This window comes from Stutzerimonas nitrititolerans, from assembly GCF_003696285.1.
GTDB lineage: Bacteria > Pseudomonadota > Gammaproteobacteria > Pseudomonadales > Pseudomonadaceae > Stutzerimonas > Stutzerimonas nitrititolerans.
This window is the reverse complement of the sequence record NZ_RFFL01000005.1, coordinates 136,624-161,906: the sequence shown is the minus strand read 5'-3', so window position 1 is coordinate 161,906 and position 25,283 is coordinate 136,624. Positions and strand designations below refer to the sequence as shown.

The window sequence follows — 25,283 nt, the reverse complement described above, 5'->3', positions numbered from 1 at the left end:
AGGGGCGCGGATCGTCCTCGAGCGCTTTTTATTCGATCACGCCGCAAGCCACCCGGGCGCCGCCGCCGCCCAGTGGTTGCGGATGGTCGGCGTGGTTGTCGCCGCCCTGGTGAACCATCAGCGCCAGGCCCTTGATGTCGCCGAGGCTCTTCAGGCGCGGAGCCAGTACCGGCTGGCTGGCCTTGCCCTCGCTATCGACGAACAGCGCCGGCAGGTCGCCCATGTGCCCGTCGCCCCAGGGCTCGCCGTGCTTGCCGCTGTTCTTCGGGTCCCAGTGGCCGGTCGCAGCGCCGGCAGCGGTAGGCTTGCCGTCGACTTCCGCCGGCTCGCAGCTGCCCTTGGAGTGGAGGTGAAAACCATGGGCGCCGGGCTGCAGGCCCGACAGCTCGGGGCGAAACACCAGGCCGTAGTCGCTGGTCTCGATCTTCACGTTGCCGACCGATTCACCGATGCCCTGGGCGGTGACGGCATTCACCTCCACACTCAGCGTTTCCGCCTGGACGGCGAGGGCGCTGCAGCCGGCCAGCGCGGCGATGATCCACTGTTTCATATCGAAGCTCCTGTGCAGAAATCGGCGGCGGTGCGTCGCCGGGTTCTAATCTGACTGCTGGGTTGCCACTGCGTTCGGCTGAGCCGCTCTGGCTCGCCTGCCAAGCCAGGGCGTCAGGTTTCGGCGCTGAAAAAAGTTGGACCCCTTCTTGCTATACCCCGGCAAGGACGCATTTCGCGTCAAGAATCCGTTCTGTATCGCCGGGGGCCCCGTTGGATCGCACGCAACTTCTCAATATGCGCAACAGCTTGACCGGCGTCGGCCGCGGCAACCTGGGTGTGCCGCTGTTGTTGTTGGTGATGCTGGGCATGATGATGCTGCCGGTGCCGCCGTTCCTGCTGGACGTGCTGTTCACCTTCAACATCGCGTTGTCCATCGTCGTGCTGCTGGTCAGCGTTTACGCGTTGCGCCCGCTGGATTTCGCGGTATTCCCGACCATCCTGCTGGTCGCGACGTTGATGCGGCTGGCGCTGAACGTCGCGTCCACCCGCGTGGTACTGATCCATGGGCACGAGGGGGGCTCGGCAGCCGGGCATGTGATCGAGGCCTTCGGCAACGTGGTGATCGGCGGCAACTACGTGGTCGGTATCGTGGTGTTCGCGATCCTGATGATCATCAACTTCGTGGTGGTCACCAAGGGTGCCGGGCGTATTTCCGAAGTCAGCGCCCGCTTCACCCTCGATGCCATGCCGGGCAAGCAGATGGCCATCGACGCCGATCTCAACTCGGGACTGATCGACCAGGCCGAAGCCAAGCAGCGTCGCGTCGAGGTCGCTTCCGAAGCGGATTTCTACGGTTCGATGGACGGTGCCAGCAAATTCGTGCGTGGCGATGCCATCGCCGGCCTGCTGATCCTGTTCATCAACCTGCTGGGCGGCATGGGCATCGGCATGGTCCAGCATGGCCTGAGCTTCGCCGACGCGGGCAAGGTCTATGCGCTGCTGACCATCGGCGACGGCCTGGTCGCGCAGATTCCCTCGCTGCTGCTGTCCACTGCCGCGGCGATCATGGTGACCCGCGTCACCAGTGCCGAAGACATGGGGCAACAGGTCAACCGGCAGATGTTCGCCTCGCCGAAGGCGCTGGCCGTGTCGGCGGCCATCATGATCGCCATGGGTCTGGTGCCCGGCATGCCGCACATGTCGTTCCTCGGCCTGGGTGCGGCTGCGGCGGCGGGTGCGTTCTGGATCTGGCATCGGCAGAAGCAGGTCAAGCAGCAGGCCGAGCAGGAAGTGCAGAAGCAGCAGGAGCTGCTGCCGGCCCAGCGTGCCGCGGAAACCAAGGAGCTCGGCTGGGATGACGTGACGCCGGTGGACATGGTCGGCCTGGAAGTGGGCTATCGCCTGATTCCGCTGGTGGACCGCAACCAGGGAGGACAATTGCTGGCGCGGATCAAGGGCGTACGCAAGAAGCTGTCCCAGGACCTGGGCTTCCTGATGCCCTCGGTGCACATTCGCGACAACCTCGACCTGTTGCCCAATGCCTATCGCCTGACGTTGATGGGCGTGAGCCTGGCCGAAGCCGAGGTCTATCCGGATCGTGAGCTGGCGATCAACCCTGGCCAGGTGTTCGGTCCACTGAATGGGATCGCCGCCAAGGACCCGGCGTTCGGCTTGGAGGCGGTCTGGATCGAAGTCAGCCAGCGCGAACAGGCGCAGTCGCTCGGCTACACCGTGGTCGATGCCAGCACCGTGATCGCCACGCATCTGAACCAGGTGCTGCACAAGCACGCCCATGAATTACTCGGCCACGAAGAGGTCCAGCAATTGATGCAGTTGCTGGCCAAGAGCTCGCCGAAGCTGGCCGAGGAGCTGGTGCCGGGAATGATTTCCCTGTCCACCTTGCTCAAGGTATTGCAGGCGTTGTTGCAGGAGCAGGTGCCGGTGCGGGACATCCGTACCATTGCCGAAGCCATCGCGAACGTCGCCGGCAAGAGTCAAGATCCCGCCGCTATGGTTGCGGCGGTGCGGGTGGCGCTGTCGCGCGCAATCGTGCAAAACGTTGTGGGACTAGAGCCGCAGCTGCCTGTGATCACTCTGGAACCAAGATTGGAACAGATATTGCTCAATAGTCTGCAGAAGGCTGGTCAAGGCTCCGAGGATGGCATCCTGCTGGAGCCTGGCATGGCCGAGAAGTTGCAACGTTCTCTGGTAGATGCGGCTCAGCGACAGGAAATGCTGGGCAAGCCGGCCATCTTGCTGGTGGCGGGGCCGGTCCGGGCGATGCTGTCGCGGTTCGCGCGGCTGGCGGTACCGAACATCCATGTCCTGGCTTATCAGGAAATACCGGATAACAAGCAGGTCACCATCGTTGCGACGGTGGGTCAGAATTAATCGAGGGTGCAGGCCATGCAGGTCAAACGTTTCTTCGCTGCCGACATGCGGATCGCCATGAAAATGGTGCGTGACGAGTTGGGCGCGGATGCCGCCATAGTCGGCAATCGCCGGGTTGCCGGCGGCGTCGAGCTGACCGCCGTGCTCGATTATCCGATGGAACCCGCCACGCCTCACCGTGCCAACCCGGCGCTGGAGGCCGAGTTGCGCAAGACTCAGGCGCGCATTGCCAGTGCCCATGCCGAACTGAGCCAGCCGGTTGTCGCCCAGGCGGCAAAGAATCGCCAGGTGCAGGATGAGAAACCTGCAACCGGCACCGCGTTGCCGGAGCAGAAGCCTGCACCTGCCGCGCTGGACCCGCGTGCCCTGGAAGCCATGTACAGCGAGCTGCACGGTTTGCGCGAGCTGATCGAAGTGCAGCTGGGCTCGATTGCTTGGGGTCAGGAGCAGAGCCGTCGCCCGCAGCAGGCCGGCCTCTGGCGCAAACTGCAGCGTATCGGGTTGCCGGCCGAGCAGTCGCGCAGTCTGCTGGAAAAGGTCTCGACCATCGACGACCCGCGCCAGGCCTGGCGGATGCTGCTGGCGCACCTGGCGCAGTCGATCAAGGTCAGCAAGGTTGAGCCGCTGGAGCAGGGCGGCGTCATCGCGCTGGTGGGCATGGCCGGTGTCGGCAAGACCACCACGCTGGCGAAGCTGGCGGCGCGCTATGTCCTCAAGTACGGCTCGCAGAACATTGCGGTGGCCAGCATGGACAATTACCGCATCGGTGCTCAGGAACAACTGAAGACCCTCGGCCGCATCCTCGATATCCCGGTGGTCCAGATCGACCCGAGCCAGCCGCTGAGCAAGTCGCTAGCGCCGCTTGCGCGCAAGCGCGTGGTGTTGATCGATACCGCCGGTCTGCCGGCCAGCGATCCGATGCTGCGCATGCAGCTCGAGGCGCTGTCCGACAAGGGAATCCAGTCGAAGAATTATCTGGTGCTGGCGGCGACCAGCCAGAGCCAGGTGCTCAAGGCTTCGTGGCACAACTACCGGCGTTGCGGCCTGGCGGGCTGCATTCTGACTAAACTGGATGAAGCCGGGAGCCTGGGTGATGTTCTGGGGCTAACGATTGGCCAGCATCTGCCGATAGCCTATCTCGGTGACGGTCCGCGTATTCCGGATGACCTGCATCTGCCGCGCAGTCACCAGTTGGTCAGCCGAGCGGTGAGCCTGCAGGCCGGGGAGGCCCCGAGCGAGGAAGCCATGGCCGATATGTTCGCCGGGCTGTACAGCAATGCTTCGCGGCAGGCCGGGTAGCGGCGTTGACGACGACACAGACAAAACAGAGGCGTTCGGGTCGAACGCATCGACGGGCCAGCGGCCCCAGCATGAATAGGCGTTAAAAATGGGTACTCATCCCGTACAGGTAATAGCGGTGACTGGCGGCAAGGGTGGCGTTGGCAAGACCAACGTGTCGGTCAATCTGGCCTTGGCGCTGGCCGATCTGGGGCGCCGGGTGGTTCTGCTCGACGCCGACCTCGGGCTGGCCAACGTCGACGTGCTGCTGGGCCTGAATACCAAGCGCACCCTGGCCGACGTGATCGCCGGGGAGTGCGATCTGCGCGACGTGCTCATCCAGGGGCCCGGCGGCATACGCATCGTGCCGGCCGCTTCCGGCGCACAGAGCATGGTGCAGCTGTCCTCGCTGCAGCACTCGGGGCTGATCCAGGCATTCAGCGATATCGGCGACGACCTCGATGTGCTGGTCATCGACACTGCCGCGGGCATCGGCGACGGCGTCATCAGCTTCGTGCGGGCCGCCCAGGAAGTCCTGCTGGTGGTGACCGACGAGCCCACTTCGATCACCGATGCCTATGCCTTGATCAAGTTGCTCAACCGCGACTACGGTATCAACAGGTTTCGCGTGCTGGCCAACATGGCCCATGCACCGCAGGAAGGTCGTAACCTGTTCGCCAAGCTCACCAACGTGACCGAGCGTTTTCTCGACGTGGCGCTGCAGTATGTCGGTGCCGTGCCGTACGATGAAACGGTGCGCAAGGCGGTGCAGAAGCAGCGGGCCGTTTACGAAGCCTACCCGCGTTCCAAATGCGCGCTGGCCTTCAAGGCCATCGCGCAGAAGATCGACACCTGGCCGCTGCCGGCCACGCCGCGCGGGCACCTTGAATTCTTTGTGGAACGCCTCGTCAGGCCGGCCGCAGACACCCACGAATGACAGTGGCTGGAGCAGGCATGTATTACAGCAAAGCTCAGGCTAAGGACGCCCAGTACCAACTCATCGATCAGTATGCGCCGCTGGTCAAGCGAATCGCCTATCACCTGCTGGCGCGCTTGCCCAGCAGCGTGCAGGTCGACGACCTGATGCAGGCGGGCATGATCGGCCTGCTGGAAGCGTCGAAGAAATACGACGCCGGCAAGGGCGCGAGTTTCGAAACCTACGCAGGAATTCGCATCCGTGGCGCCATGCTCGATGAAGTGCGCAAGGGCGACTGGGCACCGCGCTCGGTGCATCGCAACTCGCGCATGGTCAGCGAGGCGATTCGCGCCATCGAGGCGAAAACCGGGCGTGACGCTAAAGATCAAGAGGTTGCGGCCGAACTTAAATTGAGTCTCGATGAGTACTACGGCATTCTGGGCGACACCCTGGGCAGCCGCCTGTTCAGCTTCGACGACCTGTTGCAGGAAGGCGAGCACGGTGATTTTCAGGAGGACGCCGCCAGTGCCCATCCCGAACCGTTCCGTGATCTCGAAGACGAACGTTTCCAGCAGGCGCTGGCCGAGGCGATCGGCAATCTGCCTGAACGCGAGAAGCTGGTGTTGTCGCTGTACTACGACGAAGAATTGAACCTGAAGGAAATCGGTCAGGTACTGGGGGTCAGCGAGTCGCGGGTCAGCCAGTTGCATAGCCAGTGTGCGGCGCGCCTGCGTGCCCGCCTGGGTGAATGGCGCGCTCGATAGACCGATTAGCAGCGCTCATCCGAAGCCGATTTTCACGCGCTTCACGCAAGAAGCCCGCAATGGACCGTGAGCAGGCTCTGGGGATTTTTGAGATTTACGGAGGTGTACTTGGACAAGAATATGAAAATCCTCATCGTCGATGACTTCTCGACCATGAGACGGATCATCAAGAACCTCTTGCGCGATCTGGGCTTCACCAACACCGCCGAGGCGGACGATGGCACCACGGCCCTGCCGATGCTGAAAAGCGGCGGTTTCGATTTTCTCGTCACCGACTGGAACATGCCCGGCATGAGCGGCATCGATCTGCTGCGCCATGTGCGCGCCGATGACCGCCTCAAGCACCTGCCCGTGCTGATGGTCACCGCCGAGGCCAAGCGCGACCAGATCATCGAAGCGGCCCAGGCGGGCGTGAACGGCTACGTGGTCAAGCCATTCACGGCTCAGGTGCTCAAAGACAAGATTGAAAAGATCTTCGAGCGTGTCAACGGCTGATGTAGACGCCGAGAGGGCACTATGACGCAACCAGAGCAGGCTACCTCGGAGTTCGAAGCGACTCTGCGGGACCATGCGCCGCAACTGATCGAAAGCCTCCAGCAGGGGCGTTTCGCCGACGCCGCGCAATTGATCACTCAGTTCACCCAGGACCGCGACCGCGGCCTGTACCGGGAAGTCGGCAAGCTCACACGTGAGCTGCACAGCGCAATCGTCAAGCTGGAGATGGACACCTGCCATGCCGGTGGTGAGCCATCGCCGATCACCGACGCCACCGACCGTCTTTCCTTCGTCGTGGAAATGACCGAGAAGGCGGCCAACCGCACCATGGACCTGGTGGAAGAGTCCGCACCGCTGGTCAACTACGTCAGTTACGAGGCGCAGAGCCTGACGGCCGACTGGCAGCGCTTCATGCGGCGCGAGATGAATGCCGATCAGTTCCGCGAGCTGGTGCGGCGTATCGACGCGTTTCTCCAGCGCGCCATGAACGATGGCACCCAGCTGTCGGAGCACCTCAGCGAAATCATGCTGGCGCAGGATTTCCAGGACCTGACGGGGCAGGTCATCAAGCGCGTCACGCGGCTGATCACCGAGCTGGAAGGCGACTTGCTCAACCTGGTGCTGATGGCGGGTCAGGTCGATCGCGTGGCCGGCATTCAGCACGACCGCGACGAGCTTCGGGCCGAACAGGAAAAGCAAAAACAACAAAAAGGATCTTCCAACGGTGAAGGTCCGCAGATGCATGCCGATATGCGTGAGGACGTCGTGTCCGGTCAGGACGATGTCGACGATCTGCTTTCAAGCCTGGGCTTTTAGGGGATGTGCATATGAGCTTCGACGCCGATGAGGAAATCCTCCAGGACTTCCTGGTGGAGGCCGGCGAGATTCTCGAACTGTTGTCAGAGCAGTTGGTGGAGCTGGAAAGCAGCCCCGATGACGCCGCCTTGCTCAACGCGATTTTTCGTGGGTTTCACACGGTAAAGGGGGGGGCTGGCTTTCTTCAGCTGCATGAGCTGGTCGAATGCTGCCACATCGCCGAGAACGTCTTCGACATCCTGCGCAAGGGTGAGCGCCGCGTCGACTCGGAGCTGATGGATGTCGTGCTGCAGGCACTCGATGCCGTCAACGCCATGTTCTGTCAGGTGCGCGAGCGTAGCGAAGTCACGCCCGCGTCACCCGAGCTGCTGGCCGCACTGGCACGTCTGGCCGAGCCTGCAGGCGAAGCGGCGCCCGAGCCGGTTGCGATAGCTGAGCCCGTGGCGCCTGCCGTCGTCGAGCAAGCGTTCGAGCCGGTGGAAGAGCCGGTGGCGCAAGGCGATGCGGGTGCCGACGAAATCACCGATGACGAATTCGAAGCGCTGCTCGATCAGTTGCATGGCAAGGGCCAGTTCGCAGCGGAGCCGATTGCACCCGCTGCTGCCGTTGCCCAGCCCGCCGCTGCGCCTGCCAGCGACGAGATCACCGACGAAGAATTCGAGGCGCTGCTCGATCAGCTGCACGGCAAGGGTCAGTTCGCCGAGCCTGCGGTGACTCCTGAGCCCGAACCGGTCGCTGCCGAAGCCGTGCCGAGCGCGGCCGGTGGCGACGAGATCACCGACGACGAATTCGAAGCACTGCTCGATCAGTTGCATGGCAAGGGCAAGTTCGAACCCGAGGCAGCCAAGCTGCCGGAAACGCCTGCGCCGACACCGGTAGCGGCTGTCGCGCCGAAACCTGCGCCCGCCAAGGCCACTCCGGCGAAGCCGGCCGCACCCGTCAAGGCTGCGGCGCCGGCACCTGAAAAGGTTGCCAGCGAAGCCGAGACGACGGTACGCGTCGATACGGCGCGACTCGATGAAATCATGAATATGGTCGGCGAGCTGGTGCTGGTGCGTAACCGTCTGGTTCGCCTGGGCTCCAGCAGCGGCGACGAGGCCATGGCCAAGGCCGTGTCCAACCTCGATGTGGTGACGGCCGATCTGCAAAGCGCGGTGATGAAGACGCGCATGCAGCCGATCAAGAAGGTATTCGGTCGCTTTCCGCGGCTGGTCCGCGATCTGGCGCGCAGCCTGAAGAAGGAAATCAACCTCGAGCTGGTCGGCGAAGACACCGACCTGGACAAGAACCTTGTCGAGGCGCTGGCCGACCCGCTGGTGCACCTGGTGCGCAACGCGGTCGACCACGGCATCGAGATGCCGTCCGATCGCGAGGCGGCCGGCAAGTCGCGTACCGGCAAGGTGGTGCTGTCCGCCGAGCAGGAGGGGGATCATATCCTTCTGATGATCAGCGACGACGGCAAGGGGATGGACGCCAATGTGTTGCGTGCCAAGGCGGTCGAGAAGGGCATGCTGGAAAAGGACGCCGCCGAACGGCTGACCGATCTGGAGTGCTACAACCTGATCTTCGCCCCGGGCTTCTCCACCAAGACCGAGATCTCCGACGTGTCGGGGCGCGGGGTGGGCATGGACGTGGTGAAAACCAAGATTTCCCAGCTCAACGGCACGGTCAACGTGTTCTCCAGCAAGGGCCAGGGCTCTCGCGTAGTGATCAAGGTGCCGCTGACGCTGGCGATCATGCCGACCCTGATGGTCATGCTCGGCAACCAGGCGTTCGCCTTCCCACTGGTCAACGTCAACGAGATTTTCCACCTCGACCTGTCACGCACCAACGTGGTCGACGGCCAGGAGGTGGTGATCGTGCGCGACAAGGCGCTTCCCCTGTTCTACCTCAAGCGCTGGCTGGTCCAGGGCGCGTCCCGGGAAGAGCAGCGTGAGGGGCATGTGGTCATCCTCAGCGTCGGCAACCAGAGCATCGGCTTTGTCGTCGACCAGCTGGTTGGCCAGGAAGAAGTGGTCATCAAGCCCCTGGGCAAGGGACTGCAAGGCACTCCTGGCATCTCCGGCGCCACCATCACCGGCGATGGTCGCATCGCCCTGATTCTGGACGTTCCCAGCATGCTCAAGCGTTACGCACGCCGGTTCTGATCAGTTGACGGCGCTCCCTGAGGAGCGCTGTCGCTAGGAGTGTTTATGGCAGTCAAGGTCTTGGTGGTGGACGATTCCGGCTTCTTTCGCCGCCGCGTTTCGGAAATCCTGTCTTCGGACCCCAATATCCAGGTGGTCGGCACCGCCACTAACGGTCGCGAGGCGATCGATCAGGCGCTGGCGCTCAAGCCGGACGTGATCACCATGGATTACGAGATGCCGATGATGGACGGCATCACCGCCGTGCGGCAGATCATGCAGCGCTGCCCGACGCGGGTCTTGATGTTCTCTTCGCTGACGCACGAAGGCGCTCGCGTCACGCTCGATGCGCTGGATGCCGGGGCGGTCGACTATCTGCCGAAGAACTTCGAGGATATTTCGCGCAATCCGGACAAGGTCAAGCAGCTGCTGTGCGAGAAGGTACACACCGTATCGCGCAGCAACCGCCGGTATGGCAGCCACGTCGGCACTTCGTCTGCGCCGGCAACCACCGGTTCTACCGCGCCCCTCGGGCGTGGGCGGATCGCGCCAGCGCCGAGTCCGCGCGGCGCCGCTACGCCGGTCGCGGCACCCAGCGCCGCGCCCAAGCGCAAGGCCTACCGACTGGTCGCCATCGGCACCTCGACCGGCGGGCCGGTTGCGCTGCAGCGGGTGCTGATGCAACTGCCGGCCGGTTTTCCGGCGCCGATCCTGTTGATTCAGCACATGCCGGCTGCGTTCACCAAGGCGTTCGCCGAGCGGCTGGACAAGCTCTGCCAGATTCGCGTCAAGGAAGCCGAGGATGGTGACGTGCTGCGTCCGGGCCTCGCATTGCTGGCCCCCGGCGGCAAGCAGATGATGGTCGACGGACGCGGGCAGGTGCGTATCCTGCCGGGCGACGAACGCCTGAACTACCGCCCTTGCGTCGACGTGACCTTCGGCTCGGCGGCCAAGGCTTTCCAGGACAAGGTGCTGGCGGTGGTGCTCACCGGCATGGGCGCCGACGGCCGGGAAGGCGCGCGCATGCTCAAGCAGAGCGGTAGCCAGATCTGGGCGCAGGACGAAGCCAGCTGCGTGATCTACGGAATGCCCATGGCGGTGGTCAAGGCCAACCTCGCGGATGCCGTGTACCCCCTCGATGACATCGGCCGCCATCTGAGCGAGGCGTGCCTCTGATGGATGTGCTCAGCCTGATCGGGCTGGTCCTGGCGTTCGTGGCGATCGTCGGTGGCAATTTTCTCGAGGGTGGGCATGTTTCCGCCTTGCTCAACGGGCCTGCTGCTCTCATCGTGCTGGGCGGCACGCTTGGTGCCGTGCTGCTGCAGACCCCGATCGCGGTGTTCATGCGTGCCATGTCCATCGTCAGCTGGATTCTTTTCCCGCCGCGTATCGACCTGGCGCAAGGCATCAGCCAGGTCAGTTCCTGGAGCAGCACGGCGCGCAAGGAAGGCTTGCTGGGCCTCGAGCCCGTCGCCGAGACCGAGCGCGATCCTTATGCCCGCAAGGGTCTGCAGCTGCTCGTGGATGGCGCCGAGCCAGAGGTGATTCGCAGCATTCTCGAGGTGGACCTGTACACCCAGGAGAGCCGCGATCTGCGGGCGGCCAAGGTGTTCGAGAGCATGGGCGGCTATTCCCCGACGATCGGCATCATCGGCGCGGTCATGGGCCTGATCCACGTGATGGGTAATCTCGCCGATCCCAGCCAGCTGGGCGGCGGTATCGCCGTGGCGTTCGTCGCGACCATCTACGGGGTCGGCTTCGCCAACTTGCTGGTGTTGCCCATCGGCAACAAGCTGAAGAACATCGTGCATACGCAGACGACCTACCGGGAAATGCTGCTCGAGGGCGTGCTGTCGATCGCCGAAGGCGAAAACCCGCGCTCGATCGAAATGAAGCTGCAAGGATTCGTGGAGTAGCTTGTGTCTCGTCGTCGCAGGCGTCCGGAAGAGCCGGAGAACAACGAGCGTTGGCTGGTTTCCTACGCCGACTTCATCACGCTGCTGTTCGCCTTCTTCGTCGTCATGTATTCGATCTCCTCGCTCAACGAGGGCAAGTACAAGATTCTGTCCGAGTCCCTGGTGGGGGTCTTCAATCAGCCCGATCGAGCCGTCAAGCCGATTCCCATCGGGGAGGAGCGGCCACGCACCACGCTGCCGACGGTGTCGCAGGTCGACGAACCCGGGGACAAGTCATCGCCGCAACCTGACGATCCGCTGGAAAGCATCATGCAGAGCATGCGTGAAGCCTTTTCCGATCTGATCGGCTCCAACCAGCTCACCGTGCGCGGTAACGAACTCTGGGTGGAAATCGAGTTGAATTCGAGCCTGCTTTTCCCCAGCGGCGACGCGCTGCCGAACGACAATGCCTTCGATTTGCTGGAGAAGGTTGCCGGAATTCTGGCACCCTTCGATAACCCGATTCGGGTAGAGGGTTTCACCGACAACCTGCCCATCAGCACCGACAGGTACCCCACCAACTGGGAGTTGTCCGCCGCCCGCGCGGGCAGCGTGGTGCGCATGCTCGCCGCCGATGGAGTCGACCCGCGACGGTTGGCGGCGGTGGGGTACGGAGAATTCCAGCCGATCGCCGACAACGCCACCGAAGCGGGGCGGGCGCGCAACCGTCGTGTGGTACTGGTGATATCACGCCATCTGGACGTCCGTCGCAGCGATGTGGACGTGCGTGACCGCAAGGCGGATGTCGCCGGCATGCCCCGTTAGCGTGGCATGTAAAGTGCAGATGGTTGCACTCAACAGGCCGTGCATGCGGCGTCGTCAAATCCCTGTCGTCGCCAATCGGCGCGGCATTCATGGTCTGGTTCGAAGCCGGATGGAACGCGTATGAGAGTCTGGGCTGTAGCCAATCAAAAAGGCGGAGTGGGCAAGACCACGACGTCGATCGCCCTGGCGGGCTTGCTGGCCGATTCCGGCAAGCGGGTCGTGGTGCTGGATCTCGATCCGCACGGGTCGATGACGAGTTATTTCGGGCATGACCCGGACAATCTCGAGCACAGCGTATTCGATCTGTTCCAGCACCAGGGCAGTGTGCCCGAGGGGCTGCCCTGGCAACTGCTGCTGCCGACCAGCCACGAGCGCATCTCGCTGCTGCCTTCGAGCACCGTGCTGGCCACACTCGAGCGCCAGTCGCCCGGCCAGAACGGCCTGGGTCTGGTCATCGCCAAGAGCCTTTCGCAGCTGTGGCAGGATTTCGATTACGCCATCATCGACAGCCCGCCGCTGCTGGGTGTGCTGATGGTCAACGCGCTGGCGGCGAGCCAGCAACTGATCATTCCGGTGCAGACCGAATTTCTCGCTCTGAAAGGGCTGGAGCGGATGGTCGGCACGCTGGGCATGATCAACCGTTCGCGTCGGCAGGCGCTGCCCTACGTCATAGTGCCGACGCTGTTCGACCGCCGTACCCAAGCCTCGATGAATACCCTCAAGGTGCTGCGCAACGGCTACCAGGACAATCTCTGGCAGGCCTTCATTCCCATCGATACGCGCCTGCGCGACGCGAGCCTGGCCGGCGTCACGCCTTCGCAGCATGATGCGACGAGCCGTGCGGTGCTGGCCTATCGGTCGTTGCTCAAGCATCTCCTGCAGATGCAGGCTTCAGCGCAGGTGGCCTGAGATGTGCGAAGCACGCCTATGCAGCTCAAGTTCGCGCCGCTCGCGGCCGATAGCCTTGTCAGTCGTTGATCACGAGTGGCTGGCATGAGTCGTACCGTTCTTACCGAAACCCGATCCCAGCAGGCGTTGCAGTCCTATCTCGACGCCCTGTTGCAGGATGCGGCTATCGAGCTGGCGGTGGACTCGGTCAGCCAGGACGAATTCCAGGCGGCCGTTCTCGAAGAACAGCTGCGTGACACCCGGGCGGCGGTGATACCGCAGGCCGAGCCTGTGCAGCCGGCCGTTGTCGAGTCGGCGACCGTCGTGCCCATGCCTATGCCCGTGCCCGTGCGGGCCGAGCCGGTGGTCGAACTGGAAGTGGCGCCCGAGCCGGCGGGGCCCCGCGCGCCGCTCGAACAGGGGCAACCGGAGTGGGGCGAGGCACCCTTCGAATGCCTGCTGTTCGACGTTGCCGGGCTGACGCTGGCCGTTCCCCTGGTGAGCCTGGGATCGATCTATTCGCTGGCCGGCGAAGAGCTGACGCCGTTGTTCGGTCAGCCGGACTGGTTTCTCGGCATATTGCCCTGCCAGGCCGGCAATCTGAAGGTGCTGGATACGGCACGCTGGGTCATGGGAGATCGTTATCGCGACGACTTCCGCGAGGGATTGCAGTACGTGATTTCGGTGCAGGGTTATGAATGGGGCTTGGCGGTGCACCAGGTGAGTCGCTCGATCCGCCTCGATCCGCGCGAGGTCAAGTGGCGTTCCCAGCGCAGCCAGCGCCCGTGGTTGGCCGGTACGGTGATCGATCACATGTGCGCGCTGCTGGATGTGAGTGCGCTGGCCGAACTGATTGCCAACGGTGGCACCCGACATTTGAAGGGTGTCCCTTCCTGAGCGAAAGAAAAAACGCGGCGCACCGAGCGCCTCGATATCGATAGAATCGACCGCCACGGCGGTTTTTTGAGAGGTGTGGGACTATGAAAATGACATCCGCGCAAGGGTCCGACGATCCGGTCCTGCAATGGGTAACCTTTCGTCTGGATAACGAGACCTATGGCATCAACGTGATGCAGGTGCAGGAAGTGCTGCGCTATACCGAGATCGCTCCGGTACCGGGTGCGCCGAGCTATGTGCTGGGCATCATCAACCTGCGCGGTAACGTGGTGACGGTGATCGATACCCGTCAGCGTTTCGGCCTGGCCACGGCGCCGGTTTCGGACAATACCCGCATCGTGATCATCGAGGCCGATCGCCAGGTCGTCGGTATTCTGGTCGATAGCGTCGCCGAGGTGGTCTATCTTCGTCAGTCCGAGATCGAAACCGCGCCCAACGTCGGTAACGACGAGTCGGCCAAGTTCATCCAGGGCGTGTGCAACAAGAACGGCGAATTGCTGATCCTGGTTGAACTCGAGAAGATGATGAGCGAAGAGGAATGGGCGGAACTTGAGAGCATCTGACGCATGATTACCTCGCTGGTCGCTTCGGTCGTCGCGCTGGCGCTCTGCTGTCTCGTGCTGCTGGGGCTTTGCCTCTGGCTGCTCAGACGGCAGCGGCAGCAGGCCGAACAGCAGGCCAAGCGCGATGCGATTCGCGACCGGCGCATCAAGGAAATCGACAGTCGGCTGGACACCTTTCTCGACGGCAGCGTGCGCATGGGCGATCAGTTGCACGAACTGTCCCGGCTGGTCACGCCGTTGCCGGATCGCATCACCCAGCTGGAACAGCGGGATCCCAACAACTTCTCCTTCTCCCAGGCGGCCAAGCTGGTCGGCATGGGCGCCAGTGTCGATGACCTGACGCAGTCGTGCGGTCTTTCGCAATCCGAAGCCGAGCTGATGAGCAAGCTGCATCAGGCGCGGCGCGATCCTCCGCGCTGACCCCTTCTTTCGCGGTGCTCGATCAGGGAACGATGGGCGCCGCGCTTCCTCCAATCGAAGACAAGGCCTGCACCGCCTCCGGTGCCGGCTTGTTCTCCGGCACCTGCCGAGGAGGATGTGATGTTGCGCATGCTTGCTCTGTCCTGCCTGCTGATCGGGCCGCTGGGGGCCTGGGCTGAAGAGGCGCCTCTGGAAGTGCCCGGAGCGATGACGATCAATACCTACCAGGCCAAGCGCCTGTACGATCTCGGTGCGGTCTTCGTCGACGTCAGGCCCAGCCGTGAATGGGCCTGGGGCCATATCGAAGGTGCGCTGCACCTGGACCTGGAGCGCGGCTTCACGGGGCTGGCGCTCGACGAATGGCCGCGTACCGTGCCCCTGGTGGTCTATTGCGACAGCGAAGTCTGCCCCAGTGGGGCCGAGGCCGTGCGTCGGGCCGTCAGCTGGGGTTATCAGCAGGTGTTCTATTTCCGCCAGGGCTACTTCGCCTGGATGCTCGCAGACCTGCCGCTGAGCAAGGGTGAGGTTCGCGGTTTCGCTACGCTCAACGCTCAGGCGCACTGAGCAGCGGCAGGGGCGGGGATGGCGCCGTCTCGCCGAAGCCGGGCGGGTACTTCCCCTTCAGGTACCAGGCGAAGGCGATGATCTCCGCGATGGTCCGATACAGCGCTTCGGGAATCGCATCGCCCAATTCCAGGCGCGCGAGCAACCTGACCAGCTCGGCATTCTCATAGATGGGTACTTCATGTTCGCGGGCGATCGCCAGAATGGCTTCGGCCAGCTCGTCGTCGCCCTTGGCGGTCAGGCTCGGCGCGTTGCTGCCGTCGTAGCTCAGGGCGATGGCCTGGCGCGGTGAGGAATTACTCATGCGGTTTCGTCCACGAAGCGTTGGTCGATGGTGGTACGTGGTCCTTGCGGCGGCGTGCCCTGGCGGCAGGTCAACTCGGCGACGGTGAGGCCGGCGGCTGTCAGACGCTGGCGCAGGTGATCGAGCTCGGCGCGAATCAGCTGCGCGGTTCCGTCGCGCTCGGCCCATATCTGGCTGGACAGCGAGCCTTGCAGCAGCTGGGCCTGCACCTGCAGCGGGCCGAGAGGTGCCATGTCGAAAGCCAGTTCGACCCGCCATAGCGTTTCCGGTTTTTCCGTCTGCTCGCGCTTGGCGTCCTGTTCGCGTTGCAGTTTGATCTGCAGCGGCACGATATCGCGCTGCTCGCGCATCGGCAGTTCGAGTTGCCAGGTGGTGAGCTGGGTGCCGTCGGGGCTGGTTTGCGTCTGTGCGAGGCTGGACAGCTGGTGGGTTTGCAGGCGCGAGATCGCGGCGGCGGCCAGTTTCAGGATGGTTTCCAGGTCTGCTTCGCCATCCATGTTCTGCAGCAGCCGGCTCGGCAAGGGAAAGGCCTGCGCCTGCTGGCCTGCGTTGGTCTGTCCGAGTGCGCCGAGCGCATTGCGGGCGAAGGCGGGCAGGGCCTGGCCGAAGTTGGCTCCGGCCTGGGCGGTGGCCAGCGGTGTGCTGCCAGGCAGCCCGGGGAGCTGGGCTACCAGGCGCAGCAGCGCGGCCTTGAGATCGCCAGCTAGCGTATCGACCTGGCCGCCCAGCAGGCGTGCTTCGAGAAAGGCTCCGCTGCCGCTCAGGGCGGCTGCCAGGGCCTTGGCATCGGTCATCTGCTGCAGCTGCGGGATCAGCCCCAGCAACCGCTCGGCCGCGCCGCGCAGTCCTTCCGGTAGCGCCGCGCCGGTTGTCTGCAGGGCACCAATAAGTCCCTCAAGCGAACCCTGGCGATTCTGCTGAGCAGCCAGTTGCTGACCCAGCATCAGCTGATCGAGGCGACCGCTGAGGGGAACGAGGGCCAGCGACTGACTGCCTTGCACCGTCGCGGTGACCAGGCTGCCCGGGGTCAGCGCCAGTGCCGAGTCGATGCTCAGCTTTTGTCCGGCCAGAGGAGAGTTCAGCAAGCTGATCACCACCCGGAAGCTGGTCTGGCCGTCCTGCTGGCTCTGCTGGCTGGCGGTCACCTTGCCCTGGATCAGGGTGCCGACCGGAAGCTGGCCAAGGTCGATCTGACTGAGCGGCTGCCGGCCGGCCGGTTGCAGGGTCGCCAGCAATCGCGAGTCGGAGGTGGCGGTGACGAGCAGGGCGGCACCGGCAGTGGCGGATCGGGGGCTGCTCGTTTCCAGTGTCGCCTGGCGACCGTTATTGAGGGTCAGACGCAGGGTGAGCTGAAAGCTTTGCAGGGCTTCCTTGATGCTGATGACTTCGGCCTCGGCGCTTTCCCCGGCGGCGAGCAGCCCCTGCATCGGCTGCAGCAGCTTCAGCGCAAGGTCCGCGGCTGCCGTCGCCGATCGGGGCGGAGCGGCTGCGGGAAGGGGGTGGGTGCTCTTGATCTCTGTCATCTTTTACTCAAATACGCTTACAACCTTTAAGCTGGCGAGCCTTCGGAGCCTGGGGTTGCCATGTATAATTCCGCCCGCCTGGCTGGCCGCACCACTGTAACGGCCCAGTCGTATCCATCTTGAGGTGTCTCTAGCGTGTCCAGTCCCTTTCTCGAAGCGGTGGCGCTCTCATGCGAGCGGGATTGGCGTCTGTTGTTCGACAGGTTAGACCTGCGCATCGCTGGCGGCGAGATGTTGCAGATATCCGGCCCCAACGGCAGCGGCAAGACCAGCTTGCTGCGATTGCTGTCGGGCCTGATGCAACCGACTGCCGGCGAGGTGAGGCTGAAGGGGCGGCCGTTGGAAACCCAGCGTAACGAACTGGCGCGCAACCTGCTCTGGATCGGCCATGCGGCGGGTATCAAGGGCTTGCTGAGCGCCGAGGAAAATCTCACCTGGCTCTGCGCGCTGCATCAACCGGCAGGCCGCGAAGCCATCTGGCAGGCGTTGGCCGAAGTCGGTCTGCTTGGCTTCGAGGACGTACCCTGCCACACCCTGTCGGCTGGCCAGCAGCGGCGCGTGGCACTGGCGCGTCTGTACCTGAATCCGCCGCCGCTGTGGATTCTCGATGAGCCATTCACCGCCCTCGACAAGCACGGTGTCGCGCAGCTGGAGCATCATCTGGCACTGCATTGCGAGCGGGGCGGCATGGTGGTGCTGACCACCCATCATTCCATGACCGAAAAGCCGCTGGGTTACCGGGAACTCGATCTGGGGCAGCGCGCCGCATGAGTACCGTCTTTACGCTGTTACTGGCGCGCGAAGCCCGCCTGCTGTTTCGCCGGCCCGCCGAGCTGGCCAACCCGCTGGTATTCTTCGCCATCGTCATCGCGCTGTTTCCGCTGGCCGTCGGTCCGGAGACGCAACTGTTGCAAACGATTTCCCCTGGGCTGCTCTGGGTGGCAGCCCTGTTGTCCGTGCTGCTCTCGCTGGACGGGCTTTTCCGCAGTGATTTCGAGGATGGTTCGCTCGAGCAGTGGGTCGTTTCGCCGCACCCGTTGGCGCTTCTGGTGCTGGCCAAGGTGCTGGCACACTGGGCTTTCTCGGGGTTGGCGCTGGTGCTGCTGGCGCCACTGCTGGGGCTGATGCTCGGCATGCCGTTCAGCGCGCTGCCGGTGCTACTGATTTCGCTGCTGCTGGGCACGCCGGTACTGAGCCTGCTGGGTGCCGTGGGCGCGGCGCTCACGGTGGGACTCAAGCGGGGCGGTCTGTTGCTGGCTCTGCTGATCCTGCCGCTGTACATCCCCGTTCTGATCCTGGGCAGCGGTGCATTGCAGGCCGCCTTGCAGGGCTTGCCTGCGATGGGGCACCTGCTTTGGCTGTCCAGCCTGACGGCCCTGGCCATCACTCTGGCTCCCTTTGCCATAGCGGCCGGCCTGAAGATCAGCGTCGGCGAGTGATGAATTGCATGATGAATGGATCGAAAAGCATGGAGCGCCTCGTTGCCGTGCGACGAGCTGCGCAACCGATGGAAGAATTTCTGATCGCGAACAAGTGGTGCATGCCGGATTCGGAGGCAGTATCGACATGCGCGGTGGCGTTGAGGCAGGTTCTATGAACTGGACATGGTTCCACAAGCTGGGTTCGCCCAAATGGTTCTACGAGATCAGCACCCGCTGGATGCCCTGGTTGGCCTGGGCCGCGGTATTGCTGATCGGCGTGGGCGTGGTCTGGGGACTGGCGTTCGCCCCGCAGGATTACCAGCAGGGCAACAGCTTCCGGATCATCTATATCCATGTGCCCGCCGCGTTCCTGGCGCAGTCGATCTACGTGATGCTCGCCGTCGCCGGTGTCGTCGGCCTGGTCTGGAAGATGAAGCTGGCCGATGTCGCGTTGCAGCAGGCGGCTCCCATCGGCGCCTGGATGACTTTCATCGCGCTGCTGACCGGCGCGGTATGGGGCAAACCAACCTGGGGTGCCTGGTGGGTCTGGGACGCGCGCCTGACCTCGATGCTGATCCTGCTGTTCCTGTACTTCGGCATCATCGCGCTGGGCCAGGCGATCACCAATCGCGACAGCTCCGCCAAGGCCTGTGCGGTGCTCGCGGTGGTCGGCGTGGTGAACATCCCGATCATCAAGTACTCGGTGGAGTGGTGGAACACCCTCCATCAGCCGGCGACCTTCACCGTGACCGAGAAACCGGCGATGCCGGTGGAAATGTGGCTGCCGCTGCTGATCATGGTGCTCGGCTTCTATTGTTTCTTCACGCTGGTGCTGTTGATGCGCATGCGGCTGGAAGTGCTGCGCCGCGAATCCCGCAGCAGCTGGGTGAAGGCCGAAATCAAGGCTCTGGTGGGCAAGGCATCATGAATTTCTCATCGTTCTCCGAATTCATCGCCATGGGCAACCATGGCCTCTATGTCTGGACGTCCTACGGCATCAGCCTGGCGGTTCTGGTCCTGAACGTGGTGCTGCCGATGCTGGCGCGCCGGCGATATCTGCAAGATGAGGCGCGTCGTTTGCGCCGGGAGGAAATGAAGTGAATCCTGTGCGCAAGAAGCGTCTGTTCATCATCCTGGCGATCCTCGCCGGTGTCGGTATCGCCGTGGCGCTGGCATTGTCAGCCCTGCAGCAGAACATCAACCTGTTCTACACGCCCTCGCAGATCGCCGCCGGCGAAGCACCCGAAGGGACGCGCATTCGTGCCGGTGGGTTGGTCGAGGAGGGGTCGGTGCAGCGCAGCAGCGACTCACTCGGCGTCAGCTTCCGCGTCACCGATGGTGTCGAAACGGTCACCATCAGCTTCCAGGGCATCCTTCCGGACCTGTTCCGTGAAGGCCAGGGCATCGTTGCGCTGGGTCGGGTCAATTCCGATGGCGTGCTGGTAGCCGATGAAGTGCTGGCCAAGCACGACGAGAACTACATGCCGCCGGAGGTGGCTCAGGCGCTGGAGAAGGGCGGCATGATGAAGCATTACGAAGGCGGCAAAGAGGAGGGTGTCCAATGATCCCCGAGCTTGGCCATCTGGCGATGATTCTGGCGTTGTGTCTGGCGGTGGTGCAGGGCACCTTGCCGCTGGTCGGCGCCTGGCGCGGCGACCGGGTCTGGATGGGGCTGGCGCAACCGGCCGCCTGGGGGCAGTTCAGTTTCCTCGCGTTCTCCTTCTTTTGCCTGACCTACGCCTTCATGACCGATGATTTCTCGGTGGCCTATGTCGCGCAGAACTCCAACAGCGCCTTGCCCTGGTACTACAAGTTCAGCGCTGTCTGGGGCGCGCACGAGGGCTCCCTGTTGCTCTGGGCGTTCATCCTGGCCGGCTGGACCTTCGCGGTGGCGATCTTCTCCCGTCAGCTGCCGGAAGACATGCTGGCCCGGGTGCTGGGTGTGATGGGGCTGATCAGCATCGGCTTCCTGCTGTTCCTGATCGTCACCTCGAACCCCTTCGAGCGCTTGCTGCCGCAATCGCCGATGGACGGGCGCGACCTCAACCCGCTGCTGCAGGACTTCGGCCTGGTGGTGCACCCGCCGATGCTGTACATGGGCTACGTAGGCTTCTCGGTGGCCTTCGCGTTCGCCATCGCGGCCCTGCTCGGCGGCCGCCTGGATGCGGCCTGGGCGCGCTGGTCGCGGCCCTGGACGCTGATCGCCTGGGCATTCCTCGGCACCGGTATCGCACTGGGCTCCTGGTGGGCCTATTACGAGCTGGGCTGGGGTGGCTGGTGGTTCTGGGATCCGGTGGAGAACGCCTCGTTCATGCCCTGGCTGGTCGGCACCGCGCTGATTCATTCGCTGGCCGTGACGGAAAAGCGCGGCGTCTTCAAGAGCTGGACGGTCCTGCTGGCCATCGCCGCGTTCTCCTTGAGCCTGCTGGGTACCTTCCTGGTACGTTCGGGTGTGCTCACTTCGGTACATGCCTTCGCGACCGATCCGGCCCGGGGCGTGTTCATCCTGGTGTTCCTGTTGCTGGTGGTCGGCGGTTCGCTGACGCTGTTCGCGTTGCGCGCGCCGGTGGTCAAGAGTCAGGTGGGCTTCGGCTTGTGGTCGCGGGAAACCCTGCTGCTGGTCAACAACCTGCTGCTGGTCGTTGCTACCGCGATGATACTGCTGGGAACGCTCTATCCATTGCTGCTCGATGCCTTGTCCGGCGCCAAGCTCTCCGTCGGCCCGCCGTACTTCAACGCGATGTTCCTGCCGCTGATCGGGGTATTGATGCTGACCCTGGGCGTCGGCGTTCTGGTGCGCTGGAAGGATACGCCGCTGCAGTGGCTGCTGGGCATGCTGACGCCGGTGCTGATCGTCGGTGCGATCCTCGGTGGTCTGGGTTCGATGGTCTTCGGTGATTTCCACTGGGCGGTGCTGGCGGTCTGCCTGCTGTCGGCCTGGGTCGTCATCGCCGGCGTGCGCGACGTGCTCGACAAGACGCGTCACAAGGGCCTGCTGAAGGGCGCGCGCAGTTTGACGCCGAGCTACTGGGGCATGCACCTGGCGCATTTCGGCCTGGTGGTCTGTGCGATGGGCGTGGTGCTGGTGAGTCAGCAGAGCGATGAGCGCGACCTGCGTCTGGCACCGGGCGAGTCGCTCGAACTCGGCGGCTATCGCTTCGTATTCGAAGGCGCCCAGCATTTCGAAGGGCCCAACTACACCTCGGACAAGGGCACCATCCGGGTCTTCGATGGCGACAAGCGGATCGCCACCCTGCATCCGGAGAAGCGCCTGTATACCGTGCAGCAGATGCCGATGACCGAGGCGGGCATCGACCCGGGCTTTACCCGCGACCTTTATGTGGCGCTGGGTGAGCCGCTGGAAAACGGCGCATGGGCCGTGCGCGTGCATATCAAGCCGTTCGTGCGCTGGATATGGCTGGGCTCTCTGCTGATGGCTCTGGGTGGCGTGCTGGCGGCGAGCGACCGGCGCTACCGAGTGAAAGTCAAAACCCGCGTGCGCGAAGCCCTGGGCCTGGCGCCACAAGGAGCCTGACATGAAAAGAATGCTGATGCTGGTGCCCCTGGCGATATTCCTGCTTATCGCGGTGTTCCTCTACAAGGGGCTGTTTCTCAATCCCAGCGACATAGGTTCGACGATGATCGGCAAGCCGTTGCCCGAGTTCTCCCTGGCTTCGCTGGAGACGCCTGAGCGCAAGGTGACCGTGGCTGATTTTCAGGAACTGCCGGCGCTGCTCAACGTGTGGGCGACCTGGTGCCCTACCTGCAAGGCCGAGCATGCGATGCTCAACAAGCTGGCGGCGCAGGGCGTGGTGGTCTACGGCGTCAATTACAAGGACGACAGCGACGCGGCCCGCCAATGGCTGGCCCAGCTGGGCAACCCCTACCGGTTCAGCGTAGAGGATCCGGAAGGCAGCCTGGGCATCAACCTGGGCGTCTACGGCGCGCCGGAGACCTTCGTCATCGACCGGAAGGGCATCGTTCGCGACAAGTTCGTTGGCGCCATCGATGAGCGTATCTGGCGGGAGCGCCTCGCTCCGCTCTATCAATCACTGGTGGACGAGCAATGATGCGTTTCCTGGCTGCGGCCCTGCTGGGCCTTGTGATCAGCTCCAGCGTTCTTGCCGCGATCGATACCTATGAGTTTCGCGACGAGGCCGAGCGCGAACGCTACCGCACCCTGACCGAGGAGCTGCGTTGCCCCAAGTGCCAGAACCAGAATATCGCCGATTCCAATGCACCCATTGCCATGGACCTGCGGCGGGAAATCTTCCGGATGCTGGAAGAGGGACAGAACAACGATCAGATCGTCGACTTCCTGGTGGATCGTTACGGCGACTTTGTACGTTACAACCCGCCCGTCAACGCCAAGACACTGGTGCTCTGGTATGGCCCTGTTGCGCTGCTAGTACTGGGTTTTGGCGTGCTCGCCTCGATTCTGGTACGGCGTCGACGCGCCAATGGCCCTGGCAAAGACACTCACACCCTTTCCGAGGCCGAGCGTGCACGCCTCGCCACGCTGCTGGATAAAGAAGACTCATGATCGATTTATGGATCGGCGCCGGCCTGTTGTCGCTGGTGGCCCTGGCTTTCCTCCTGTTTCCTCTGTTGCGCGGTCGTCGCGCACAGGCTGAAGAAGACCGAACCGCGCTCAATGTGGCGCTTTACCAGGAGCGCCTGGCTGAGCTGACCGCTCAGCGGGACGCTGGCACCTTGACCGACGAGCAACTGGAGGCCGGTCGTGCGGACGCGGCACGCGAACTGCTCGACGATACCGAAGACGGCGATGCGCCGCGCAGTGCCAGGCTGGGCAGGAGCCTGCCGATACTGGCGGCGGTGCTGGTGCCGCTGATCGGCTTCGGTTTGTACATGCACTGGGGCGCGAGCGATCGGCTGCATCTTGCTCGTGAGTTCGGCGAGCAGCCGCGCACCATGGAGGAAATGACCGCGCGCCTGGAAAAGGCGGTGCAGGCACAGCCCGATTCCGCCGAGGCGTGGTATTTCCTGGCCCGAACCTACATGAGCCTGGAGCGTCCGGCCGATGCGGCAACCGCCTATGCGCGCCTGATCGACCTGGCGGGCCGGGAGCCGGAGTTGCTGGGGCAGTGGGCTCAGGCGCTGTATTTTGCAGGGGATCGGCAGTGGAACGAGCAGCTGCAGAAGCTCACCGACGAAGCGCTGCAGGGTGATCCCCATGAAGTGACCAGCCTCGGACTTCTGGGGATCGCCGCCTATGAGGATGAGCGCTACCAGGATGCGATCGGCTTCTGGGGGCGGCTGGTGGCAACCCTGCCAGCGGATGATCCCTCGCGTGAACCGATCCAGGGGGGCATCCAGCGTGCCCGGGAACAGCTTGGCGAGGCGGGTGCTCCAGCCGCCCCGGCAGCGGCACCGGAAACGGCGCAGACGGATGTCGCCCTGGAAGTCGCCGTTCGACTGGACGCCACGCTCGCCGATAAGGTGCAACCGACCGATGCGGTCTTCGTCTTCGCGCGCGCCGTGTCCGGTCCGCCGATGCCGTTGGCGGTCAAGCGGTTGAGCATCGCCGACCTGCCGGCCACCGTCAGTCTTGGCGATGCGGATGCGATGACGCCGCAACTGCGCTTGTCCAATTTCGAGCAGGTCAGGCTGTTCGCGCGCGTATCGCGCAGCGGTGATGCGACCAAAGGTGAGTGGGTCGGCGCGAGTCAGGCGCTACAGTTGACCGAGGGCGGCGAAACTACTGAGTTGGTCATCGATCAAACCGACCAGCCCTGATCATCCACCAGTAGCGAGAGGTCGCGCATGAGGGTCATGGAACCGGAATCGCTTCAGCGCACGGGTCGCGTTTTCGGGCGCACCGGCCTGCTGGTCGCCGCGCTGCTGATCGGCGCCTGTGCGGGAAATCCTTATGAGGCGCAGCCTCCAGTTCCACAGCCCAGCCCCCGGCTGCCGGATGCTCGCGAGCCCGCGGTCGTTCCGCCTCCGGTCAGCACGCCACCGGCGCCCCAGCGTCCGGCCACTCAGCGCAGCCATCCGCGCTATGCGCCGCCGCCGCATGCTGCCGCTCACTGGGATAATCGGCTGAGCGTCTACGTGGTCGAAGGGCGCGACCTCTACTATCGCGAGCGCCTTTACTACCGCTGGGACGGTGGCTGGTACTGCGCCGGACGACCCGACGGCCCCTGGGAGCCGGTGGCTGCACCAAGCGTTCCGACGGGGCTGCGCGGCCTTCATTGAGGCTTGGGTTGAGCGCGGTCTTTTTGCATCGGAGCGTTAAAGGCAGCAGGCAGTTGGCCGATATCCAGAGAGTAGCCGGTTGGCAGTGCAGGGCGCCTGCGGACTGAAACGATGCGAAACGCTTCTTTCAGCCTGGTAGGGCACCGATGCCGCAGCGGCCGGCCTGGATAGTCTCGGAGTCCGATCATGAATGCCTCAGCCAAGCGTCTAGAAGAAACCGGCAGTGCTCTGCGCGAAGCCATGGTGCAGCAGGATTGGACCGCTATCAGCGTGCTCGATCTGGAATGTCGTCAGGTGGTCGAGGCGGCAATGAGCGAGCCCAGGCGCGACGAAGCGGTGATGCGCCAGCGGATGCAGGAGCTGCTTGGTCTGTATCGCGAATTGCTCGATACCTGCCAGGCTGAGCAACAGCGAGTCTCGGGTGAGTTGATTCAGATCAATCAATCGCAACGGACCGCCAAGATCTACCAGCTGTTTGGCTGATTT

Annotated in this window: 29 protein-coding genes; 26 read left to right on the top strand and 3 right to left on the bottom strand. The window is 63.7% G+C overall.

The genetic code is table 11. The features are described from left to right. Positions 1-28 precede the first annotated feature (28 nt). Positions 29-550, bottom strand: coding sequence for a superoxide dismutase family protein (sodC, locus tag EA795_RS08135; RefSeq protein ID WP_122076507.1), 522 nt, complete (start codon positions 548-550; stop codon positions 29-31). Positions 551-762: 212 nt separating this feature from the next. Here sodC and flhA point away from each other — a divergent pair, with 212 nt between their 5' ends. From flhA to EA795_RS08060, 15 genes are all read left to right on the top strand, one after another. Then, complete coding sequence (gene flhA / locus EA795_RS08130; RefSeq protein WP_058076517.1) at positions 763-2,883, top strand: flagellar biosynthesis protein FlhA; 2,121 nt, start codon at positions 763-765, stop codon at positions 2,881-2,883. Between the two features lie 15 nt (positions 2,884-2,898). Further along, the gene (gene flhF / locus EA795_RS08125; RefSeq protein ID WP_014852067.1) at positions 2,899-4,182 is read left to right on the top strand and encodes a flagellar biosynthesis GTPase FlhF; all 1,284 of its coding nucleotides are present in this window, start codon (positions 2,899-2,901) and stop codon (positions 4,180-4,182) included. Between the two features lie 88 nt (positions 4,183-4,270). Then, positions 4,271-5,098, top strand: coding sequence for a flagellar synthesis regulator FleN (gene fleN, locus EA795_RS08120; protein ID WP_043942534.1), 828 nt, complete (start codon positions 4,271-4,273; stop codon positions 5,096-5,098). Positions 5,099-5,115: 17 nt separating this feature from the next. Next, positions 5,116-5,841, top strand: a complete 726-nt coding sequence (gene fliA, locus EA795_RS08115) for an RNA polymerase sigma factor FliA (protein ID WP_014852069.1) — start codon at positions 5,116-5,118, stop codon at positions 5,839-5,841. A 120-nt stretch (positions 5,842-5,961) separates the two neighbouring features. Then, a complete protein-coding gene (locus EA795_RS08110) occupies positions 5,962-6,336 on the top strand; it encodes a chemotaxis response regulator CheY (RefSeq protein WP_170910140.1) in 375 nt (124 codons plus the stop codon). A 21-nt stretch (positions 6,337-6,357) separates the two neighbouring features. Next, positions 6,358-7,152, top strand: a complete 795-nt coding sequence (locus EA795_RS08105; RefSeq protein WP_014852071.1) for a protein phosphatase CheZ — start codon at positions 6,358-6,360, stop codon at positions 7,150-7,152. 11 nt (positions 7,153-7,163) lie between these two features. Continuing rightward, positions 7,164-9,299 carry a chemotaxis protein CheA gene (locus EA795_RS08100; protein ID WP_122076505.1) on the top strand — a complete coding sequence of 712 codons (2,136 nt, stop codon included), beginning with the start codon at positions 7,164-7,166 and terminating at the stop codon, positions 9,297-9,299. Positions 9,300-9,344: 45 nt separating this feature from the next. Beyond that, positions 9,345-10,454, top strand: coding sequence for a protein-glutamate methylesterase/protein-glutamine glutaminase (locus tag EA795_RS08095; RefSeq protein WP_122076503.1), 1,110 nt, complete (start codon positions 9,345-9,347; stop codon positions 10,452-10,454). Continuing rightward, positions 10,454-11,194: a flagellar motor protein gene (locus tag EA795_RS08090; RefSeq protein WP_014852074.1), complete on the top strand. Its 741-nt coding sequence runs from the start codon at positions 10,454-10,456 to the stop codon at positions 11,192-11,194. The genes EA795_RS08095 and EA795_RS08090 overlap by 1 nt, the downstream gene beginning before the upstream one ends. A 3-nt stretch (positions 11,195-11,197) precedes the next feature. Beyond that, positions 11,198-11,998, top strand: coding sequence for a flagellar motor protein MotD (gene motD / locus EA795_RS08085; protein ID WP_115027587.1), 801 nt, complete (start codon positions 11,198-11,200; stop codon positions 11,996-11,998). Positions 11,999-12,118: 120 nt separating this feature from the next. Then, a complete protein-coding gene (locus tag EA795_RS08080) occupies positions 12,119-12,907 on the top strand; it encodes a ParA family protein (RefSeq protein WP_014852076.1) in 789 nt (262 codons plus the stop codon). Between the two features lie 84 nt (positions 12,908-12,991). After that, complete coding sequence (locus EA795_RS08075) at positions 12,992-13,783, top strand: CheW domain-containing protein (RefSeq protein WP_122076501.1); 792 nt, start codon at positions 12,992-12,994, stop codon at positions 13,781-13,783. Between the two features lie 83 nt (positions 13,784-13,866). Then, positions 13,867-14,346, top strand: a complete 480-nt coding sequence (locus EA795_RS08070; RefSeq protein ID WP_014852078.1) for a chemotaxis protein CheW — start codon at positions 13,867-13,869, stop codon at positions 14,344-14,346. Between the two features lie 3 nt (positions 14,347-14,349). Then, positions 14,350-14,766: a DUF2802 domain-containing protein gene (locus tag EA795_RS08065; RefSeq protein WP_058073531.1), complete on the top strand. Its 417-nt coding sequence runs from the start codon at positions 14,350-14,352 to the stop codon at positions 14,764-14,766. Positions 14,767-14,886: 120 nt separating this feature from the next. After that, positions 14,887-15,330, top strand: a complete 444-nt coding sequence (locus EA795_RS08060; RefSeq protein WP_115027590.1) for a rhodanese-like domain-containing protein — start codon at positions 14,887-14,889, stop codon at positions 15,328-15,330. Here EA795_RS08060 and EA795_RS08055 read toward each other — a convergent pair. Both EA795_RS08055 and fliK read right to left on the bottom strand, forming a co-directional pair. Further along, positions 15,311-15,634 carry an EscU/YscU/HrcU family type III secretion system export apparatus switch protein gene (locus tag EA795_RS08055; protein ID WP_014852081.1) on the bottom strand — a complete coding sequence of 108 codons (324 nt, stop codon included), beginning with the start codon at positions 15,632-15,634 and terminating at the stop codon, positions 15,311-15,313. The genes EA795_RS08060 and EA795_RS08055 overlap by 20 nt on opposite strands. Further along, positions 15,631-17,157: a flagellar hook-length control protein FliK gene (fliK, locus tag EA795_RS08050; RefSeq protein ID WP_122076499.1), complete on the bottom strand. Its 1,527-nt coding sequence runs from the start codon at positions 17,155-17,157 to the stop codon at positions 15,631-15,633. The genes EA795_RS08055 and fliK overlap by 4 nt, the downstream gene beginning before the upstream one ends. A gap of 135 nt (positions 17,158-17,292) precedes the next feature. Here fliK and ccmA point away from each other — a divergent pair, with 135 nt between their 5' ends. The 11 genes from ccmA (at position 17,293) to fliT (ending at position 25,280) form a co-directional block, all read left to right on the top strand. After that, positions 17,293-17,928, top strand: a complete 636-nt coding sequence (gene ccmA / locus EA795_RS08045; protein WP_058076522.1) for a cytochrome c biogenesis heme-transporting ATPase CcmA — start codon at positions 17,293-17,295, stop codon at positions 17,926-17,928. Continuing rightward, entirely contained in the window at positions 17,925-18,596 is a 672-nt protein-coding gene (ccmB, locus tag EA795_RS08040) for a heme exporter protein CcmB (RefSeq protein ID WP_122076497.1), read from the top strand. Before ccmA ends, ccmB begins: the two co-directional genes overlap by 4 nt. Before the next feature lie 154 nt (positions 18,597-18,750). Continuing rightward, positions 18,751-19,506 (top strand): heme ABC transporter permease, encoded by a 756-nt coding sequence (locus tag EA795_RS08035; RefSeq protein WP_014852085.1) that lies wholly within the window; start codon positions 18,751-18,753, stop codon positions 19,504-19,506. Next, positions 19,503-19,679: a heme exporter protein CcmD gene (gene ccmD, locus EA795_RS08030; RefSeq protein WP_014852086.1), complete on the top strand. Its 177-nt coding sequence runs from the start codon at positions 19,503-19,505 to the stop codon at positions 19,677-19,679. The genes EA795_RS08035 and ccmD overlap by 4 nt, the downstream gene beginning before the upstream one ends. Beyond that, complete coding sequence (gene ccmE / locus EA795_RS08025) at positions 19,676-20,143, top strand: cytochrome c maturation protein CcmE (protein WP_058073528.1); 468 nt, start codon at positions 19,676-19,678, stop codon at positions 20,141-20,143. The genes ccmD and ccmE overlap by 4 nt, the downstream gene beginning before the upstream one ends. Beyond that, on the top strand, positions 20,140-22,113 hold the full coding sequence (locus tag EA795_RS08020) for a heme lyase CcmF/NrfE family subunit (protein ID WP_014852088.1): 1,974 nt from the start codon (positions 20,140-20,142) through the stop codon (positions 22,111-22,113). Before ccmE ends, EA795_RS08020 begins: the two co-directional genes overlap by 4 nt. Position 22,114: 1 nt before the next feature. Next, positions 22,115-22,648, top strand: a complete 534-nt coding sequence (locus EA795_RS08015) for a DsbE family thiol:disulfide interchange protein (protein WP_058073527.1) — start codon at positions 22,115-22,117, stop codon at positions 22,646-22,648. Beyond that, the gene (locus EA795_RS08010) at positions 22,645-23,121 is read left to right on the top strand and encodes a cytochrome c-type biogenesis protein (RefSeq protein ID WP_043942536.1); all 477 of its coding nucleotides are present in this window, start codon (positions 22,645-22,647) and stop codon (positions 23,119-23,121) included. The genes EA795_RS08015 and EA795_RS08010 overlap by 4 nt, the downstream gene beginning before the upstream one ends. After that, on the top strand, positions 23,118-24,335 hold the full coding sequence (gene ccmI / locus EA795_RS08005) for a c-type cytochrome biogenesis protein CcmI (protein WP_122076495.1): 1,218 nt from the start codon (positions 23,118-23,120) through the stop codon (positions 24,333-24,335). The genes EA795_RS08010 and ccmI overlap by 4 nt, the downstream gene beginning before the upstream one ends. Before the next feature lie 36 nt (positions 24,336-24,371). Next, positions 24,372-24,797 carry a hypothetical protein gene (locus EA795_RS08000; protein ID WP_014852092.1) on the top strand — a complete coding sequence of 142 codons (426 nt, stop codon included), beginning with the start codon at positions 24,372-24,374 and terminating at the stop codon, positions 24,795-24,797. Positions 24,798-24,983: 186 nt separating this feature from the next. After that, complete coding sequence (fliT, locus tag EA795_RS07995; RefSeq protein ID WP_014852093.1) at positions 24,984-25,280, top strand: flagellar protein FliT; 297 nt, start codon at positions 24,984-24,986, stop codon at positions 25,278-25,280. Positions 25,281-25,283: the final 3 nt, after the last annotated feature.